We start from the raw sequence: 18,197 nt of genomic DNA, 5'->3' as shown, positions 1-18,197 counted from the left end.
CCGCCTGGCGGAGCCCCATCCGATTGCTATTCGATATCCTGTTGAGCTGCATACCGATTGCCTAATCGGCATCGGGCGGAGATGCTTCGATGGCCGGGACCTCTAAGCCCTCAATTTCTTGCATCACCTTTCCAGCGATGCCTTGCAAGTCGCCGTACATCCCGACGGTCGACTCGATCACACCTTGGATCTGAGCCTCCCGCTTGGCCCACAGGCGTGTTGTGGCCCTGCGTTCTCTGGCCAGGTCCTCCTGCATATCAGAGAACTTTTCGACGATCGCCTCGACGCGATGGCGGAACCGGGGACCGGTCAGATAGCCATAGACCTGCTCCATTTTGGTAGCCTGGCCGTCCTGGGCGAGGCGGGAGTTCGCCAGCTCGATCAGGGATTGCCGGAGCATGATGGCGATCGGAATCGCGCATTTGGTATGGGCGACATAGACCCCGTCCAGAAGATCGAAAGTTTCCACACCGGGAGGCAGCGCCTCCGAGATCATCAGCGCGATATCCGCTTTCGCCGCCCGTTGATCCGCCCTGAGCTTCCCCAGCCAACCCTGGCTCCAGTTTTTGGTGCGTTTTGATTCCCACAAAATGGCGCCGCATGGCTGGCCGGCCGGTCCCACAACGCGGTGCAGGACATCTCCACCGAACTCGCCCTTGGCTACCGGTTCAATGATGTCCATTGGGAACCGGCTGGCAATGAGGGACTCCAGTTCGAGCTCCAGAACCTCTCCCTGCAGCTGCTGGGAACCCTGTTCCGCACGGCGCTTCAACTCCTCAATCTGACGCTGCATGCCGGCGATCTGTTCTTCTTTTTCGGCAACCTTCATTTTGAGGCCGTCTTCGGCTTCGGACCTCGCCTTGGCGCGAACGGCGTCCAGCCCCTCCAGGATCTTCCTTTCGATGGTCAGCGCCATCTCGCGCTTTTCATCGTCAAGCGCACGCTGCTTTTTCAGGAATTCCGCCTGTTGCTGCTGGGCCTGGCTGAGCTTTTCGCGTTCGCCGAGAGGACACTGTGGCTAGGTTGGGAGGCGATGAATTCGTGATCCTGCAGGCGGATGTCACACAGCCAGCCGATGTTGATCAACTTGCCCAACGTATACTCGAGGTTCTTGGCGAGCCATACCAGCTCGACGGGCATCAGGTGATTATCGGGGTGAGCGTCGGCGTAGCCGTGACCTCCGGGATTCCCGATGACCCAGACACGCTTCTGAAAAATGCCGACTTGGCGCTCTACCGGGCCAAAGAACACGGGCGTGGCACATATCGCTTTTTCGAGCCCGAGATGGATGCGCGTCTTCAGCGCCGTCGGACGATCGAACTCGATTTGCGTGCCGCCGATTTTGACCAGGAGTTCGATGTAGTATTCCAGCCGATCGTGAACATTCACACGCTGCAAGTTACCACACTTGAAGCACTGTTGCGGTGGCCGGGCTGCAGACACGGACCCGTCGAAACGGAGGAAATCATCGCCATCGCCGAAGCCACGGGCTTGATCGTCAACCTGGGCGAGTGGGTGTTGGAAAGAGCCTGTCGAGCGGCTGCAAATTTGACTGGCGAGCTCAATTTCGCCGTTAATCTATCACCAACGCAGTTCATGCGAGGCGATGTCGTTGAGATGGTCTCCAGAGTACTCGCCGCTACGGGATTTCCTGCTAATCGCCTTGAACTGGAAGTGACAGAAACGTTGTTGCTTGAGGACAGCCAAAGGTCGTCGTGTGCACTGCGGGATTTGCGTGCGCTGGGTGTCCGCATATCACTCGACGATTTTGGCACCGGTTATTCCTCGCTCGGCTATCTCAGAAAATATACCGTGGACAAGATCAAAATAGACCGTTCCTTCGTGGAGCAAATCTCCACAAATCAAGATCACATGGCGATCGTGCACGCGATTGTCAGTTTGGCCCATGCTTTGGGCATGAAGACCACGGCTGAAGGAATAGAGACCGAGGACCAGCTAGAAATTGTTCGCGCTACAGGTTGCGACGAGGTTCAAGGATATCTATTCAGCCCACCAAAATTACTAGCTGAAATAACGGACTCCCTCGGCAATCGTAGGAGTAAAGCGGCTGCTGCGTAGCTTCTGTCAGCCCCGTGCCGTGAGGATCTCGCCTCCGACTGGAGCCCGGAAGCCCGTTCGCTCTATGCACCTGGCTTTGGCCCGTGGGAGCTCCCTCGCCGCCATTTGGCGGCATCTGCCATACGCTCCTTTGGCGTTAGTAGGAGGAGCGCTCGGGTGTTTGGCGGTAATCTCGATCATATCGGGCCCGGAACCGCAAGATGGCTGCATTGGCGGAAAAATTGAAAAATTCGATTAGCACGGTATCTCGATGCTGATCCGAATGGCCAATGGGACGCGTCATGGGCTGAGGTTTGCAGGAGCTGCTGGCTCGGCGCTGGAGGGACTATCCCCAGCCTCGCGACCGTCAAGGAGGTCATGGACAGGCTTGCCGAACTCGGCCCGGCTGCTCAACGTCAAGCCGGTCTGGCAGATCGCATCGCCAAGATGGAAGAAGATCAGGCTACCTTCTTGCGCGAACTTGCCATCATGGCTGCAGAACTCGGATTGGAGCGACCAGCAGAGAGTGCCCTGAGACTCTGGGCGCTGATGTCCGCCAGAGTGGAAGAGGCTCGGTCGAAAAAGGCAGAAAGGGAATCCAAGCAGCTTGCTCTCGAGGATCAGAGTCTCAAAATCCGGGACCTGGAGGCTGAAGTCGCGATTTTGCGAGCGCCGCAAATCTGAAATGACGCAGCTGCTCGGTGTATCTTCCTTGCAGGACGTAGAGAAAAAGCTGCGCATGATCGAGCAAAGGAGGGACTTGCGACGGCGTTGCAATGCCATCGAACATGAAATCCGAGAGGCGCTATCAATCCAGGACATGGGCGATGTCGAAGAGATGCTTGACGCCGCGGATCGGCCTGCGCTGGAAGCCGAGCAGGTCGAACTCAGCGCCCGGTTCGAGGATCAGGATCGGCGCGTACGAGAGCTGTTTACGGCATACAGCAAAGCGTCCGACGAGGTGGATGCCGTCGACGGCGCTAGTGCCGTGGCTGCTCTTGAAGAGCAACGGCGCACGGTTCTCCTGGAAATTGAGGATAAGGAGTTCAGCTACTTCCGCCTCAGGGCCGGCATCATCGCGGCCGAGCAGGCCTTGCGCCTTTATCGCGACAAGCATCGCAGTTCGATGATGCTTCGCGCCTCGGCGGCGTTTCAGGTGATCAGCCGCGGCGCCTATCGTGGTCTGGCGACCCAGCCTGACAAGGACACCGAAGTCCTTATTGGCATCGGGGCCGATGGAAGTTCCAAGCTGACGCAGGAAATGCCAAAGGGAACGCGCTTCCAACTCTATCTCGCGCTCAGAGTGGCCGGCTACCACGAGTTCGCCCAATCTCGCACCCCTGTTCCTTTCATCGCCGATGACATTATGGAGACGTTCGACGACTTTCGGCCGAGGAAGCCTTCCGGCTATTCGCCGACATGGCGAAAGTGGGGCAGGTAATCTACCTCACGCATCACCAGCATCTTTGCGATATCGCCCGGCGGGTTTGCCCCAATGCGCGCATACACGAGCTGGCCGTGCCGCTCGTGCCGGAACGCCGAGCTGCGTGAGGCGTCGCATCCCAGAGCTGCCCCTATCAAGGCCGGCCGGGCCGGCGACCAGCACCCGGCAGCCGGGCAGCGCGCCAAAAGGACCCCGGTCACCCCGGATCCACCGGCCGCCCGTCATATGAATTGGATCCCTCATAGTGCGTCGCAGCATTTTGTTGCTGCACTGCGGAACTTTCCGGTAAGGCGGAAGTTCTCTGTGCTTCTAGCAAGCGAGGGCTCGATGAGGCGCTACAAGATTCTGCCGTCGGAATCAGGGCTGTGGTCTGTGATCGATAGCCTGACAGGGCTTCCCGCCGAGAGATACGCCCGGCCGCTCACCGGGCTGACCCGGTACGAGGCCGAAGAGGCTGCCTTTAACCTCAGCGAGAGCACTCCGACATGGATGGCCAGGGTCAGACATCGCAGACGTTAATCAAGGCTGCCGATTCATTTTTCTACAGTATATCCGTGCCGCTTTAATGTTCAGGGGCCTCATTGATGAGGAGGACAGCGCCCCACCAGAAGTGCTCGAGCAGCACACTGCCAGCACGGGTCCGACAGCCGAAGCTCCAGACCAGATCGCACCGCAGATCCCGATCGCCATTGATCGCTCGGAATTGCTCGAAAACTGTGTGCGGACAATGGCCAGCGCAGCAGGTACGATCGCAGCCGCCGCCATGCCCAGCAAGCCCCGGGCCGCAATGATCATTGATGGCGTTGAAGAGAACGCGGCGGCAAACGACGCTACACCGAAGGCCACAAGCCCGCTGCACACCATCTTTCGGTGCCTGATCCTGCCGGACAAGGCGCCGAAGCCTGGTAGTAGCCCAGCCATCAGAAGCGAATAGGCGTTGACCATCCATAGCTTCTCGGATGTCGACGCGCCCAGCTGTTCTGTAAGATGCGGCAGGGTGACGTTGAGGACCTCATATCGATGCCGATGATGGGCCAGCGCACCTGACAAGGCTGCCAGGCAAAGCAATGGGCGAGGTTTCATGGAAAGACCCGAGAGTGCGATGGATAGCAGTCGCTGGAAGCCCGGGGATGGGAGGCAACAGGCCGGATCAGATCATCCGGATCCGTTCTCCCATCCGCTGGAGCTTAGACCGTGACGGCGACTTCGTTATAGAGCTCAGCGAGGCGGTGATCTTGTTTGGGCTCCCTTCGGCGATCGCCAGCAGATCGTCGAAGCGGTCGAAAACGTGCTTCGCTCCCGCGGCCTTCAGCCGGGTAGCGTGCGAGGGCGGGCAATGTCCCGCCAACGAAGCCCAGAGGCGGATTGTGCTTCGCGGATTCCCTCCCCTTCTCGGCTAAATTTCCAACTGCGAGCGCGCCGCCGCTATAGAATTTATAGAATATCGTTTGACCTGATTTGGTGCGGGCCTAGCGCGCAGGCAAAGCGTGGGAGATTGATGACTTGGCACGATTATCGGTTCTCGGAATATCGGGTGGCGTAAATACGCCATCCCGCACCACGGCGGTGGTGAATGCGCTGGTCAAGGCGTTCGCGTTGCGCGTGCCGGCGGACACCGGTTTGATCGAGATCACGGAGGCAGCACCTTCGCTTTTCGCCGGGCTATCCCGAGACGCGCTCGGCGCATCCGGAGAAGCAATCATCCAGCGGGTCGAAAACGCCGACCTGCTCGTGGTCGGAACTCCTGTCTATAGGGCTTCCTACACCGGCGCCCTGAAGCATCTGTTCGATCTCGTCGACTATCGTGCGCTGACCGGCAAGACCGTGCTTCTCGCGGCGACCGGCGGCAGCCCATATCATGGTCTGGTTCTTGAACATCAGCTTAGGCCGTTGTTCGGCTTTTTCGGCGCTGTCACCGTCCCAACCGGCGTCTACGGCGCGCCAGAGGATTTCATCGATGCCGAAATCGTCGGCGCAGCGGTCATCGAGCGCATTTCGAGGGCCGCTACTGAAGCGGTCTCCTTGCTCAATTCCAGTCATGCAAACGCTGCCGTCGCCACGCGCGTCGGCTGAGCCAATCAAAGGGGAAACGACGACATGGCCTCGCATTCCGACAGCCTCAAATTCGCCTACTGGGTTCCGAATGTCTCGGGCGGACTGGTTATCTCCAACATCGAGCAGCGGACCGGCTGGGACATCGATTACAACCGCAAGCTTGCCCAAATCGCCGAGGCCAACGGCTTCGATTACGCGCTGAGCCAGATACGCTTCACCGCCGGCTACGGCGCCGACAACCAGCACGAATCGGTGTCGTTCAGCCATGCCTTGCTTGCCGCCACCACAACGCTGAAGGTCATCGCGGCGATCCTGCCCGGCCCATGGAATCCTGCGCTGGCGGCCAAGCAGATCGCTACCATCAACCACCTGACCAATGGCCGCGTTGCCGTCAATGTCGTCAGCGGCTGGTTCCGTGGCGAGTTCGCCGCCATTGGCGAACTCTGGCTCGACCATGACGAGCGCTACCGGCGTTCTGAGGAATTCATCCGGGCGCTGCGTGGTATCTGGACCGAGGACAGCTTCACGCTGAAGGGCGACTTCTACCGCTTCACCAACTATTCGATGAAGCCCAAGCCGATCGAGCCCTTGCCCGAGATCTTCCAGGGCGGCTCGTCGCGCGCCGCGCGCGACATGGCTTCGCGGGTCTCCGACTGGTATTTCACCAACGGCAACACGCCGGAGGAGATCCGGAAGCAGGTCGACGACATCCGCGCCAAGGCGAAAGCAAATGGTCACAAGGTCAAGATCGGCGTCAATGCCTTCGCCATCGCGCGAGACAGCGAGCAGGAAGCGCGCGCAGTGCTCGACGAGATCATCGCCAAGGCCAATCCCGAGGCAGTCCAGGGTTTTGCCGATCAGGTCAAGAATGCCGGCAAGGCCTCGCCGGAAGGCGAAGGCAATTGGGCGAAATCCTCCTTCGAGGATCTGGTGCAATACAATGACGGCTTCCGCAGCAATCTCATCGGCACGCCGGAACAGATCGCTGAACGCATCCTCAAGCTCAAGGACGCCGGCGCCGACCTGATCCTGCTCGGCTTCCTGCATTTCCAGGAAGAGGTCGAGTTCTTCGGCAAGCGCGTCATCCCGCTGGTGCGCGAACTGGAAGAGGCTCGCGACAGGGAACTTGTCGCCGCGGAATAGGTCAGGCGCGGCCCTCGGGCCGCTGCCAGCTCTCCTTCAAATCAGGGACGTTTCATGATTGGTGCTTCGCTGGGAGCCGCCGCATACGAGCGCGCGCCCGAAATTTCCGCCATCCTCGCGGTGACTAACCCCGTCGGCGACAGGCGTCCGGCATGCCTCTCGTCACGGCCGGATGCGGTTCTCGCACTGAGCGGGATCGGCATTTCCTTTGGCGGCGTCAAGGCGCTGAGCGATGTTGACCTCGAGGTCAAGAGCGGTGAGATCCGCGCGGTGATCGGCCCCAACGGCGCCGGCAAATCCTCGCTGATCAACATCATCAGCGGCCTTTATCACGCCGACCACGGCACGATCGCGATCGACAGCCAGTCCTTCTCCCGGGTGCCGGCGAGCCGCCTGGCACGACTGGGCGTTGCGCGAACCTTCCAGAATCTGGCGCTGTTCGGCGGTCTCTCCGTGCGCGACAACATCGCTCCCGGCCGCGTCTACACCAGGCGCGCCAGTTTTGTCGAACATATTGCCAGTCTGCCACGCGCCCGGCGTGAAGACGCGGGAATCGCCGAAAAGGTCGATCAGGCAATTGCCTTCCTGCATCTCGAGGCCGTCGCTGACCGCCTAGTCGCCACCTTGCCCTACGGCCTGCAGAAGCGGGTCGAACTGGCCCGCGCCTTGGTCGCCGAGCCCAAGATCCTGCTGCTCGACGAGCCGATGGCCGGCATGACGGCGACCGAGAAAGCCGAGATGGCCGGGTTTGTGCGCGCCGCGCGCAACCGACACGGCGTCACCATCATCCTGATCGAGCACGATATCGGCGTGGTCATGGGGCGCTCCGACCGGGTCGCCGTGCTCGACTACGGCCGCAAGATCGCAGACGGGACGCCAGCCGAGGTCAGGGCCGATCTGGCAGTGATCCGGGCCTATATCGGCACCGCCGAGGGCGGGAATGGCGAGGACATCTAATGAGCTATTATGATTTCCTCTTCGTCATCGAAGTGCTGGTCGGCGGCCTGCTCTCTGGTGTCATGTATTCGCTTGTCGCCATCGGTTTCGTGCTGATCTACAAGACGTCGGGCGTGCTGAACTTCGCGCAAGGGTCGATGGTGCTGTTCGCAGCGCTCACCTTTGTCAGCCTTGTCGAACGCGGCATCCCCTTCGCGCTTTCGCTGCTCATCACCTTCACGGTCATGGTCGCGCTGGGCTTCACCATCGAGCGGACTGTGCTCAGGCCGCTGGTCAATCGCTCGCCGATGACGCTGTTCATGGCTACGCTTGGGCTGTCCTACATCATTGAGGGCGCTGCCCAGTTGATGTGGGGCACGCAGGTGCACGGGCTCGATCTCGGTATAGACGACACGCCCTTCGAGGTCGGCGGCATCCTGATCTCGTCGTTGGACCTTCTCGCCGCAGGCATTGCCGCGGCGATGGTGGCGGGCTTGAGCGCATTTTTCTCCTGGACCCGGATCGGGCTGGCGTTTCGCGCCGTCGCCGACGACCAGTTTGCAGCACTTGCCGTCGGGCTGCGGCTGCCCCGGATATGGGGAACGGTGTGGACGGCCGCGGGGTTCGTGGCCCTGGTCGCGGGGCTGCTGTGGGGTGGGCGTCTCGGTGTCCAGTTCTCTTTATCGCTGATCGTGCTGAAGGCGCTGCCGGTGCTGGTGCTCGGCGGCTTTGATTCCATCCTCGGCGCCATCGTCGGCGGCCTCATCATCGGCGCCAGCGAAAAACTGGCCGAGGTCTATCTCGGCGCCTTCGTCGGCGGCGGCATCGAAGGCTGGTTCGCCTATCCGCAGCGCCGTGCCACCGGTCGAGCGTCCGCCAGCCAAGCCGCATGTTATCAGGACCGACGCCGAGGCAATCGCCGTCGCCGAAAAACTGGCCGCCGAATTCGCCAAGGATGCCTCCAGGCGGGACCGTGAACGCATCTGGCCGAAAGAAGAGCTCGACGCGTTTTCGCAGAGTGGCCTGTGGTCGATCAACGTGCCGAAAGCCTATGGCGGGCCGGAACTCTCCTATGTGACGCTGTCGAAAATGATCACCATCGTCTCGGCGGCCGATCCGTCGCTCGGACAGATTCCCCAGAACCATCTCGGCGTCGTCGCCGCCATCCGCACCGTCTCCGACGAGGCCCAGAAGAAGCTGCTTTTCGCCGAGGTGTTGTCCGGCACGCGCTTCGGCAACGCGTTCTCCGAATTCGGCTCCAAGCGGGCGGCGGACTTCGAAACCAAGTTCGTCGACGCCGGTGACCATGTCGTCGTCAACGGTCAGAAATTCTATTCGAGCGGCGCGTTGCTTGCCCATCTGGTGCCGATCGTGGCGCTCGATGACGAGGGCCGCGCCTGGTATGCCATCGCCGATCGCGGCGCGCCCGGACTGACGGTCATCGACGACTGGTCGAGCTTCGGCCAGAAGACGACGTTGTCCGGCACGGTCTTGCTCGACAATGTGAAGGTGCCGAAGACGCATCTGGTTCCCGGCTATAAGGGCTACGACCGGCCGACGGCCGACGGAGCCATCTTCCAGATCATCCAGGCCGCGGTCGATCTCGGCATCGCCAAGGCGGCGATCGACGAGACGGTCAGCTTCGTGCGCACCAAATCGCGCGCCTGGATCGACAGCGGCGTCGATCATGCCTGGCAGGATCCTTATACGATCCAGGCGATCGGCGACCTTCGTCTGCGGGCCAATGCGGCAGCGGCGGTTCTGGAAAAGGCCGGGCTTGCGGTCGATCGCGCCGTCGCCGACCCGAACGAGAAGACCGTCGCGGAAGCGCAGATCGCTGTGGCGGAATCCAAGATCCTCACCACCGAGATCGCCATCAATGCCACCAACAAGCTGTTCGAGCTCGCCGGCACACGCTCGACGCTGGCCGAGCACAATCTCGACCGGCATTGGCGCAACGCCCGCACCCACACGCTGCACGACCCGGTGCGCTGGAAATACGCGATCCGCGGCAACTACTTCCTGAATGACGTCAATCCGCCGTTCCATGCCTGGAGCTGAGCGCGCGCGTCGTAAAGTCACAGAGGGACCATTCATGACCATTGCCACTCCCGACAGGATCAAGGTCCTGTGGTTTCTCCCAACCCATGGCGACAGCCGCTATCTCGGCACCTCCGAGGGGGGTAGGGCGGTCGACTTGCCCTACCTCACCCAGGTCGCCAAGGCCGCCGATGCCATCGGTTACTATGGCGCGCTGCTGCCGACCGGCCGCAGCTGCGAGGACAGCTGGGTCGTGGCGTCGGCTCTGGCGCCACTGACGCAGCGGCTTCGCTTTCTTGTCGCCGTCCGGCCGGGCCTGCAATCGCCGACGCTCGCCGCGCGCATGACCTCGACGCTAGACCGCATTTCCGGCGGGCGACTGCTGATCAATGTGGTTACCGGCGGGGACCCGGTCGAGAACGAGGGCGACGGCATCTTCCTCAGCCATGACGAGCGCTATGAGGTGACGAGGGAATTCCTCGACATCTACAAGGGGGTGCTTCGCGGCGAGACCGTAGCGTTCGAAGGCAACCACTTCCGTATAGAGGATGGATCGATCGCCTTACCGGTACACTGTTGATCGGCTTCGGCATCAAAATGCTAGCCGAGCGTATCTGAGCGGGTCAACACTGCCCAGAAAATAAGCTGGCGCGGCGCTAAAGGTCGGCTGACATGCCTCTTCACGGCCCGCCGTGTCTGTTGCTTGAACGGGAGATTTCATTGGGCACACGTCTTGCGGAACATATCGTGTACTACTTTGAACTGACAGATCTGGCAACGGGAGTCAAAATGGCACTCGCAGGTGTGTTTCCCCCATGCGGTTTGAAAGCGGGGTGTCCGCCCGAATTGTGGCTTCCGAAGGGCTGCCGACATCGGGATCTGCCAAGGGTCAGGCCTACGCAATCGGCTATCGAGCTTGCCATTGAAACCGAGCAGTCGCCGCCAGGAAAAGGGACAGCGCGTCACATTTCTGACAGATCGGTCGACATTGGATGCACTGCTTGGCGCGAGCCCCCGAAAAAGCCTTTGTCGAAGGAACCATGATGTCCGCTTCCATTGCCCCGCAACCATTTAATCAGCGGAAGAGACTTTTGGTCGTCCGGGCCTTGAGCATAGCGGCGATTGGCTCGCTGCTATTCTCTCGCCCCGGTTGGGATGAAGCATCTAGCCTTCACGAGGTCGTCGAGATGATCGGTTTTGTTCTGATCCTCGTCTGCATATTCGGGAGGTTGTGGAGCATCCTCTATGTCGGGGGGCGGAAGAACAGCGAGTTGGCAGTCAGCGGGCCGTACTCGATCACTCGCAATCCCCTATATCTGTTTTCGACGATCGGAGCATTCGGCATCGGCCTCATGTTCGGATCGCTCATCGTTGCATCCGCTCTGGGGGTGTGCACCTATGCGGTTTTCGGGATGACTGCCCGAAAGGAAGAGACGTTTCTTCGTGACAAATTTGGTCCGGAGTTCGAAGCATATGTGGCAAGGACGCCGCGGTTCTGGCCCAAGCCGTGGCTGCATCAGGACAAGCATCAGCACACGTTCTCCACGAACGCATTAAGAAGCACATTCTTCGATGCCCTCTATTTTCTGGCGATCTTTCCAGCCATCGAAGGCATTGAATACCTCCAGGTAGCTGGCTACCTGCCCACCTTTTTTTGGCTGTTCTGATCCTAAAGACGGAGCAATAAGCCGCCGCGAATAGCCCTCCTGTTAGCCTTTGTAGCGTACCAGAACCGCGCCTGTTGCGATCAAGGCAACCCCTGCCCAGTTCGACAATGACAAGTGTTCCTTGAGGAATGTCACTCCGAACACCGCCACAAGCACGACGCTCAGTTTGTCGACAGGGCAACGCGTGCTGCGTTCCCAAACTGGAGCGCGCGAAAGTAGCAGATCCACGATGCACCCGTCGCCACCCCGGATTGTCCTGCGTCACGTAATCGTCCAGGCACTCGGGAAGCAGTGCCGCTTGCCGGCGATCCTCGCCCTCGACAAACCGCTTCAGCCCGACTCACCTCGCTGATCGGGAATCACGTTATCAAATCAACGCGTTTCCACGACAGGCTGGACCCGTTCCGGCCGTTGCCGTTGCGAGCCACGAAGGGTCTTGCAAGGGATTGTTAAGGTCCTCACACCTCTTGGCGATCACCGGAGCAGACCTGGCATTCCTAAGACGTTGTGGCACGGTGGCTTTGTTAGCGCACCGGTATGGTGGGTGTGGTCCTGGACGGAGGCGCGCGTCGCTTCGGGTTTGGCAGGCGATGCACACCGAACCGGCCGAGTGCCAGCGTGCCGTTGTCAAGACACGTGGAATGCGGCGTGAAATATCGCGCCAGTGCGAGGCATATTGATAGACGGCTACGGTATCTTCGACCGCGTTGTGGTCGACGGCGCTTTCAGGTTGCACCTCCTCACCCTTCATCTGGACGATTTGCTTCTTGGGCCTCGAGGATCGTCGTGCGGCCATGCAGGATGGTTCTGTCGCAAATCGTGCTTTTTGGTCACAACGGGACGCTTTCGCGCCGATGAGTCATGCTGCAAGGATTTCGAACTGCTCGGCGATCGAGGGACGTGGATTATAGGCGAACCTCGCCTGCCGTTTGCGCATCATGTGAACCATCTCGATGCCGGAAAGGACGGCATCGGCACTGGCCATCGACTTGAAGCCGAGCATCGACCGAGTGCGGCGCTTGATGCGCCGATGGTCCTGCTCGATCCGATTGTTGAGGTACTTGCTCTTGCGGATGCGGATCGGCTTCAGCGCTCGTCGCGATCGATTCCGCAGACGGTGTTCGGCGTCGCAGGAAATGATCGCCTCATGATTTGGTCGGGCTGCCGCGATGACGATGCGATCCGGTCTGCCGTGGCGCTCCAGGGCCGTCCGGAAGAGGCGCTTGGCTGCCGGCAGGTCGCGGTGTTCGCTGAAGAAGAACTCGACCGTGTCGCCGACGCCGTCGACGGCACGATAGAGATACATCCATTGGCCGCGTATCTTGATGTATGTCTCGTCCATGTGCCACTTGCCGGTGACGGCGCGCTTGCGCCCGTTGAAGCGCTCCAGAAGCTGGGGCGAGAAGTGGACGACCCAGCGGTGCACAGTCGAATGGTCGACGTTCAGGCCGCGTTCGGCCATCATCTCTTCCAGATCGCGCAGGCTGAGATTGTAGGCCAGATACCAGCGCACGCACAGCAAGATCACTGATCGGTCGAAATGACAGCCTTTGAACATAGCAAGCGCGCTCCCCGAAAAAGAGAGGCCTTCGTGCCAGATATGGCTGCCATTCCGTTTGCGACAGAACCGTCATCGCTGTCAGCAACAATTGTGTTTAATTTTGTTGCTGTGGTCCCCGGCAGGCCTCCTCCCGGCCCAACAGTCGCCGCGTCTGTGGCAGCGATTCCATCCGCGCGGCGCGGACCAGCGCTTCCGGCGGGCGCCAGGCCGCTGCGCCTTAGCAACTCTTAACAATACATAACCCACCGCAATGACAAATCGGGATTAATGCCGCCCAGGAGCGATTGCGAAGAACGATCGCCATACGCGGTGCTGCCGGTGGAGACCTAAATGTTTCCGCTGGGTGGCGGCCCCGGAACAAGGCGGTAGACATGCATCGACTAGTGGCCATCACCATGATGGCCTTTCTTGCTGGCTGTTTCGCGCCGGGCCGTAATGCCTGCCAATCGAAGGCCGCGATGAAGGCGGCCTATCGCAGGATTGTCGGTATGGGCGGTCTTGGAGCGTGCCTGATCGTGTCAGGCTGCACGACCGTCGCCAGCGTTCAGGAACCTGATTTGAAGATCGCGAATGCCTGGCACGCGACCTTTCCGCATGGCGGCCGGACCGGCGATCTCGTGTCCTGGTGGTCCACGTTTTCCGATCCATCGCTGACGGCCCTCATTGCATCTGCGCAGGCGGAAAGCCCCAGTCTCGAGTCCGCCGCTGCAGAGATCGAGAGGGGGCGCGCCACGCTGGCATCTACGCAGGCGAGCCTTTTTCCGGGGCTTGGCGGCTCGGGATCGCTCGCCCGCTCCGGCACGGGCGGCAACAAAGCCAACCAAGTTGCTGCCGCTACGACGGTGAGCGGCAGCCTCGACGCTTCTTGGGAAATCGATCTGTTCGGCAAGACGCGGCAGAGGAGCGAGGCTGCGCGGCTGCGGGTCCACGAGCGCACCGCCGATTGGCACGATGCGCGCGTCTCACTCGCGGCGGAGGTGGCGGACTACTATATGCAGTACCGTGCCTGCCGGCAGCTGGAGCAAGTTTATACCACCGAACTCGCCTCGCAGCGCGAGACGATCCGGGCAATGGAAATGGCCGCAACCTCCGGCCTTACGTCGAGCGCCGACCTTGCGCTAGGGCTGGCGAGTGCTGCTACCTCGGCCTCGACACGGACCGCCCAGCGTGCCGAGTGCGAGGTTCTCGTCAAATCTCTCGCCCGCCTTATCGGCGGTGACGAGCCTCACGTCCGCGATATTCTGGCGATGGGCAAGCACGGGTTACCCACGCCGAGGACCCTCAAGCTATCCGCCGTGCCTGCCGACGCCTTACGGCAGCGCCCCGACATCGACGCCCTTGAGCTCGAGGTCGCTGCATCGCTCGCCGAGATCGGCGCGGCAAAAGCCGATCTCTATCCGAGCCTCAGCCTCGGCGGCTCGGTCACGATCGACAGTTCATCGCTGATGGGAACCTCTCTGCCCTGGTCCTTCGGCCCGGCCATCTCGATCCCGCTCGGCTCGCGCCGGGCGGCAGTGGGCAGCGCGGCAGCCGCATATAAGGTGGCGGTGGCCGCCTACAAATCAGGTGTGCTGGACGCGGTCGCCGAAGTCGAGACCGCACTCGTGCGGATCGACAGTACGCGACGGCAGATCGGCGACGCCAGTGTCGCGGCGCGCAACTACCGCGCCTACTTCAAAGCCGTGGATTCGAACTGGAAGGCCGGTGGCGCAAGCCTGCTCGACCGCGAGGACGCCCGGCGTTCGGCGCAGTCGGCGGAGGTCTCGCTCATCGAAATCTGTCGTGACTCCGTGCGCTATTGGATCGCCCTCTACAAGGCGCTCGGCGGCGGCTGGGATGCGAGCGCCTCCTCATCCAAGGACCTGCCGCAAAAATCGAAAGAAAACCTGCTCTGATGCGATCTTCACCTCTTCTCCTCGCCGCTTTCCTGAGCGGGATCCTTGTTTTCGCCGCAGAGCCCGCGCTCGCGCAACAGAACGAGGCGGCAGCGCTTACCGTCGCAGTGGCAAAGCCCGCGGAACGCCAGTGGCCTGAAACGATACCCGCCAGCGGCTGGCTGAAGCCCTGGCACGAGGCCGTAATCGCCGCGGAAATCGGCGGCCTGCGTGTGACCGATGTCCTTGCCGATGTCGGGTCGGTTGTCTCAAAGGATCAGCCCCTGGTTCGGCTGGCCGACGAAACGGTGCGCGCGGAACTGCGCAAGGAAGAGGCTGTGCTGGCAAGCGCCAAGGCGGACCTCGCAAAAGCCAGGACGAGTGCGGGCCGAGCACGCAAGGTGCAGGGAAGCGGTGCGCTTTCTGAGGAGAAGATCACCGAATACCTGATCGCCGAGCAGACTGCGATCGCGGGTGTCGAATCCGCCGAAGCGTCGTTGGAAAGCCAGAAGAGCGGCCTGCTCGCCTTCGATCGCTTGGCGGTTCAGAACTTCCCCGACATGGTGCTGCCGACTGTCCAAATCAACGCCGCGCTCGAAGGTGCAGCGCCGGCCCAACTCGAAACCGAAGTCGCGCGCAAGATCGAGGACAAGCTCGCCTCCCTGAACCTCCTAGAGCACGTCACGACCACGATCACGGACGGCGCGGTCAGCATCAATGTCTCATTTCAGCTGGAGAAGGACGGCGAGGCAGCGCTGAACGAGGTGCGCAATGCCGTCGACAGTATGAGCGGTGACCTGCCCGCCCAGATGCAGACACCAAGCGTGACGAAAACGACGGTGCAGGGATCACCAATCCTTACCTACGCCGTGCGCTCCATCCGCCTCAACGAGACGGAACTCTCGTGGTTCGTCGACAACGACATGACGAAGACCTTGCTTGCCGTGCCCGGCGTCGGCCAGGTCAGCCGCATCGGCGGCATCGATCGTGAGGTGCATATCGATCTCAATCCCCAGCTGATGAGTTCGCTCGGCCTCAGCGCTGCAACCGTTTCCGCGCGGCTCAAATCCGTGCAGTCGGACGCTTCGGGCGGCCGGGCCGAAATCGGCGGCAGCAAGCAGGTGATCCGCACGCTTGGCGCGGTTTCGTCGATCGAGGCGTTGAGGGCGCTCGCAATCCCGCTTCCGAGCGGAGCTCTGGTGCGTCTGGACGAGATCAGCACGGTTACGGACAACTTCGCCGACCGGTCGTCCATCGCCTATCTCGACGGCAAGCCGGTAATCGCATTGCAAGTCAAGCGCTCCAACGGCTTTTCGGATACGGGCGTCGCGACGGCTATCCAGGTGGCCATGCAGAACTTCGCCGCCGCCAATCCTGATGTCGAGATTGTCGAGGCGTACAGCACGATCGGGCCGATTATCGAAAACTATGACGGCTCCATGCACATGCTCTACGAGGGCGCGATCCTCGCAATCGTCGTGGTCTGGCTCTTCCTGCGCGACTGGAGGGCAACCTTCCTTTCGGCGGTGGCGCTGCCCCTATCGGTCATCCCGACCTTCCTTGTGATATACATGGCGGATTTCAACCTCAACACGGTGACGCTGCTCGCGCTCTCGCTTGTGGTCGGCATCCTCATCGACGATGCGATCGTGGAGATCGAGAACATCGCGCGCCACCTGCAAATGGGGAAACCGCCGAAGGAGGCCGCGCTCGAAGCCGCAGACGAAATCGGCCTTGCCGTCATCGCCACGACCTTCACGCTCGTTGCCGTCTTCCTGCCGACTGCCTTCATGGGCGGTATTCCCGGCCTTGTCTTCCGCCAGTTCGGTGTGGCGGCAGCCGTGGCGGTTCTCGCCTCCCTGGTCGTCGCGCGCCTGCTGACGCCGATGATGGCCGCTTACATGATGAAGGCGCATCCTGTCGAGGCAAAGGACGGCCGGATCATGCGCGCCTAACCTGAACTCCTTGCCCTGCGGTCACCGCTGCTCGTTCACGCTGAAAGTGCGGTAAATCGAGGTGTCCAACTGAGCCCGCATCAGAGTTCGACGAGGAAGAGTATGGCGGGCTAGTCGCCTGTGGGCAGGGCCCGCATATCCACCCCGTGGATGCACTATATCCAAACAATCAAGTTTACCGATCCGTCATGATGCTGCATAGCGCATTATTTGAAAGCCCATGTCCCGTGCTTTCCAGCTCACGTTTTACTCGGTTGTTCTACAGTTGTTTCACAGCTAACCTTGACATGGATCTATTATGCGCATTTGCGGTATCAAGCTAACGCACGACGGGGCAATCGCTGTCGTCGAGGACGGCCGATTGATCTTTTGCATCGAGCAGGAGAAGCTCAATAATAATCCACGATACCAATCCATTGATCGTCTCGAAGCGATTGTTGCTGCCTTAGCGGGACATGGCCTGGATCCGCGCGATGTTGACCGGTTCGTCATCGATGGCTGGGACGGTGAGATCGAGTCGGAATTCCAGGTTGTCAGTGAGGGCGCACCGATCACTCTCCACGGGGCACCATATGTAGAGCGGGACGCTAAAAGTCCCCTGACAGCTTATCACAGCTCGGGCCTCATGCTCGGCGAGGGGGTATTTTCTTATGAAAGCTATCCGCATGTCCTTGGCCACGTAGCTTCCGCATACTGCACCAGCTCATTCGCCAAAGCAAAACAACCTGCCTTTTGCCTGGTGTGGGACGGCTTCATTTTCCCCGCGGCTTTACTACGTGGAACCAAGCGGAGTGCGGTTTATTGGATGCCTGTTTCCGATGATAGGTCATGCCTATGCCGCCGCGGGCCAACACTTCGGTCCTTATAGGCAGGAAGTGCGGACCGGCTGGAATCTAGATATCGCCGGCAAGCTGATGGCCTATATCGCGCTCGGGGCTGTTCACGAAAACATCGTAACTGTATTTCAGGAGCTTTACGACCAACATTTCGCTGGAGATTCGAAGCTTGCCCTTGAATACAGGAACAACAGCCGCTGCGAAGACGCGTTACTCACGGCTTTGCATGGTTTTTTCGATGTAAGCGAGTCACGGCTAGCCGCCGAGACACCCGAGGACATACTCGCTTCGTTTCATGCTTTTCTCGAGCGTCTTCTCGTTCGCGAGATGACTATCGCGCTGCGTGGGCACACGGGAGCCGGAACGCGAAACCTGTGCATCGCCGGCGGATGCGGACTGAATATCAAATGGAACAGTGCGCTTCGCGCGAGCGGTTTGTTCGATACAGTCTGGGTGCCTCCGTTTCCAAACGACAGCGGGTCGGCGAGGTCGCGTCCCTACAGGTGGTGTAGCTCGGCGGTAGCGAAGCCGCTCGCGAGCGCGCCCTCGATAGCGCTGTAGATGCTATGGGCGGCGGCGAGCGTGTGGCACCCTCGACGCTGTTGAGCAGCTACCTAAGGAGCGCCCC

At 60.8% G+C, this 18,197-nt stretch carries 11 protein-coding genes and 6 pseudogenes; 13 read left to right on the top strand and 4 right to left on the bottom strand.

The genetic code is table 11. The annotated features are described in order from the left end of the window. Nucleotides 1-61 precede the first annotated feature (61 nt). Nucleotides 62-991, bottom strand: a pseudogene (locus AC0L14_RS26955) (DUF2130 domain-containing protein); the annotation flags it as partial. A gap of 50 nt (nt 992-1,041) precedes the next feature. On the opposite strand from AC0L14_RS26955, the gene AC0L14_RS26950 reads away from it, so the two are divergent. From AC0L14_RS26950 to AC0L14_RS26940, 3 genes are all read left to right on the top strand, one after another. Then, nucleotides 1,042-2,079 carry a putative bifunctional diguanylate cyclase/phosphodiesterase gene (locus tag AC0L14_RS26950; RefSeq protein WP_473751317.1) on the top strand — a complete coding sequence of 346 codons (1,038 nt, stop codon included), beginning with the start codon at nt 1,042-1,044 and terminating at the stop codon, nt 2,077-2,079. 357 nt (nt 2,080-2,436) lie between these two features. Continuing rightward, nucleotides 2,437-2,742, top strand: a complete 306-nt coding sequence (locus AC0L14_RS26945) for a hypothetical protein (protein ID WP_473751316.1) — start codon at nt 2,437-2,439, stop codon at nt 2,740-2,742. A 1-nt stretch (nt 2,743) separates the two neighbouring features. Next, nucleotides 2,744-3,499, top strand: a complete 756-nt coding sequence (locus AC0L14_RS26940) for an ATP-binding protein (protein WP_473751315.1) — start codon at nt 2,744-2,746, stop codon at nt 3,497-3,499. 522 nt (nt 3,500-4,021) lie between these two features. Here the strand turns inward: AC0L14_RS26940 and AC0L14_RS26935 are convergent. Next, entirely contained in the window at nt 4,022-4,585 is a 564-nt protein-coding gene (locus AC0L14_RS26935; RefSeq protein WP_473751314.1) for an MFS transporter, read from the bottom strand. A gap of 420 nt (nt 4,586-5,005) precedes the next feature. On the opposite strand from AC0L14_RS26935, the gene msuE reads away from it, so the two are divergent. From msuE to AC0L14_RS26900, 7 genes and pseudogenes are all read left to right on the top strand, one after another. Then, nucleotides 5,006-5,575 carry an FMN reductase gene (gene msuE, locus AC0L14_RS26930; RefSeq protein WP_473751313.1) on the top strand — a complete coding sequence of 190 codons (570 nt, stop codon included), beginning with the start codon at nt 5,006-5,008 and terminating at the stop codon, nt 5,573-5,575. 24 nt (nt 5,576-5,599) lie between these two features. Beyond that, nucleotides 5,600-6,700 (top strand): dimethylsulfone monooxygenase SfnG, encoded by a 1,101-nt coding sequence (gene sfnG / locus AC0L14_RS26925; RefSeq protein ID WP_473751312.1) that lies wholly within the window; start codon nt 5,600-5,602, stop codon nt 6,698-6,700. A 54-nt stretch (nt 6,701-6,754) separates the two neighbouring features. Beyond that, nucleotides 6,755-7,657 (top strand): ABC transporter ATP-binding protein, encoded by a 903-nt coding sequence (locus AC0L14_RS26920; RefSeq protein WP_473751311.1) that lies wholly within the window; start codon nt 6,755-6,757, stop codon nt 7,655-7,657. After that, a pseudogene (locus AC0L14_RS26915) lies at nt 7,657-8,481 on the top strand (branched-chain amino acid ABC transporter permease); the annotation flags it as partial. The gene AC0L14_RS26920 and the pseudogene AC0L14_RS26915, both read left to right, overlap by 1 nt. Continuing rightward, nucleotides 8,480-9,697, top strand: a complete 1,218-nt coding sequence (locus tag AC0L14_RS26910; protein ID WP_473751364.1) for an SfnB family sulfur acquisition oxidoreductase — start codon at nt 8,480-8,482, stop codon at nt 9,695-9,697. The pseudogene AC0L14_RS26915 and the gene AC0L14_RS26910, both read left to right, overlap by 2 nt. A gap of 34 nt (nt 9,698-9,731) precedes the next feature. Then, nucleotides 9,732-10,244: pseudogene (locus AC0L14_RS26905) on the top strand (LLM class flavin-dependent oxidoreductase); the annotation flags it as partial. Nucleotides 10,245-10,677: 433 nt separating this feature from the next. Then, complete coding sequence (locus AC0L14_RS26900; RefSeq protein WP_473751310.1) at nt 10,678-11,343, top strand: methyltransferase family protein; 666 nt, start codon at nt 10,678-10,680, stop codon at nt 11,341-11,343. Between the two features lie 42 nt (nt 11,344-11,385). On the opposite strand, the pseudogene AC0L14_RS26895 reads toward AC0L14_RS26900, so the two are convergent. Next, nucleotides 11,386-11,594 (bottom strand): annotated as a pseudogene (locus tag AC0L14_RS26895) (EamA family transporter); the annotation flags it as partial. Between the two features lie 608 nt (nt 11,595-12,202). Beyond that, complete coding sequence (locus AC0L14_RS26890; RefSeq protein WP_473751309.1) at nt 12,203-12,901, bottom strand: IS6 family transposase; 699 nt, start codon at nt 12,899-12,901, stop codon at nt 12,203-12,205. A gap of 374 nt (nt 12,902-13,275) precedes the next feature. Here AC0L14_RS26890 and AC0L14_RS26885 point away from each other — a divergent pair, with 374 nt between their 5' ends. The 3 genes and pseudogenes from AC0L14_RS26885 to AC0L14_RS26875 form a co-directional block, all read left to right on the top strand. After that, nucleotides 13,276-14,799: an efflux transporter outer membrane subunit gene (locus AC0L14_RS26885; protein WP_473751308.1), complete on the top strand. Its 1,524-nt coding sequence runs from the start codon at nt 13,276-13,278 to the stop codon at nt 14,797-14,799. Between the two features lie 494 nt (nt 14,800-15,293). Then, nucleotides 15,294-16,730, top strand: a pseudogene (locus AC0L14_RS26880) (efflux RND transporter permease subunit); the annotation flags it as partial. Between the two features lie 301 nt (nt 16,731-17,031). Next, nucleotides 17,032-18,055, top strand: a pseudogene (locus AC0L14_RS26875) (carbamoyltransferase N-terminal domain-containing protein); the annotation flags it as partial. Between the last annotated feature and the right edge of the window lie 142 nt (nt 18,056-18,197).

Source organism: Mesorhizobium sp. WSM4841, assembly GCF_055811515.1.
This window is presented reverse-complemented; position numbering and strand designations above follow the sequence as displayed.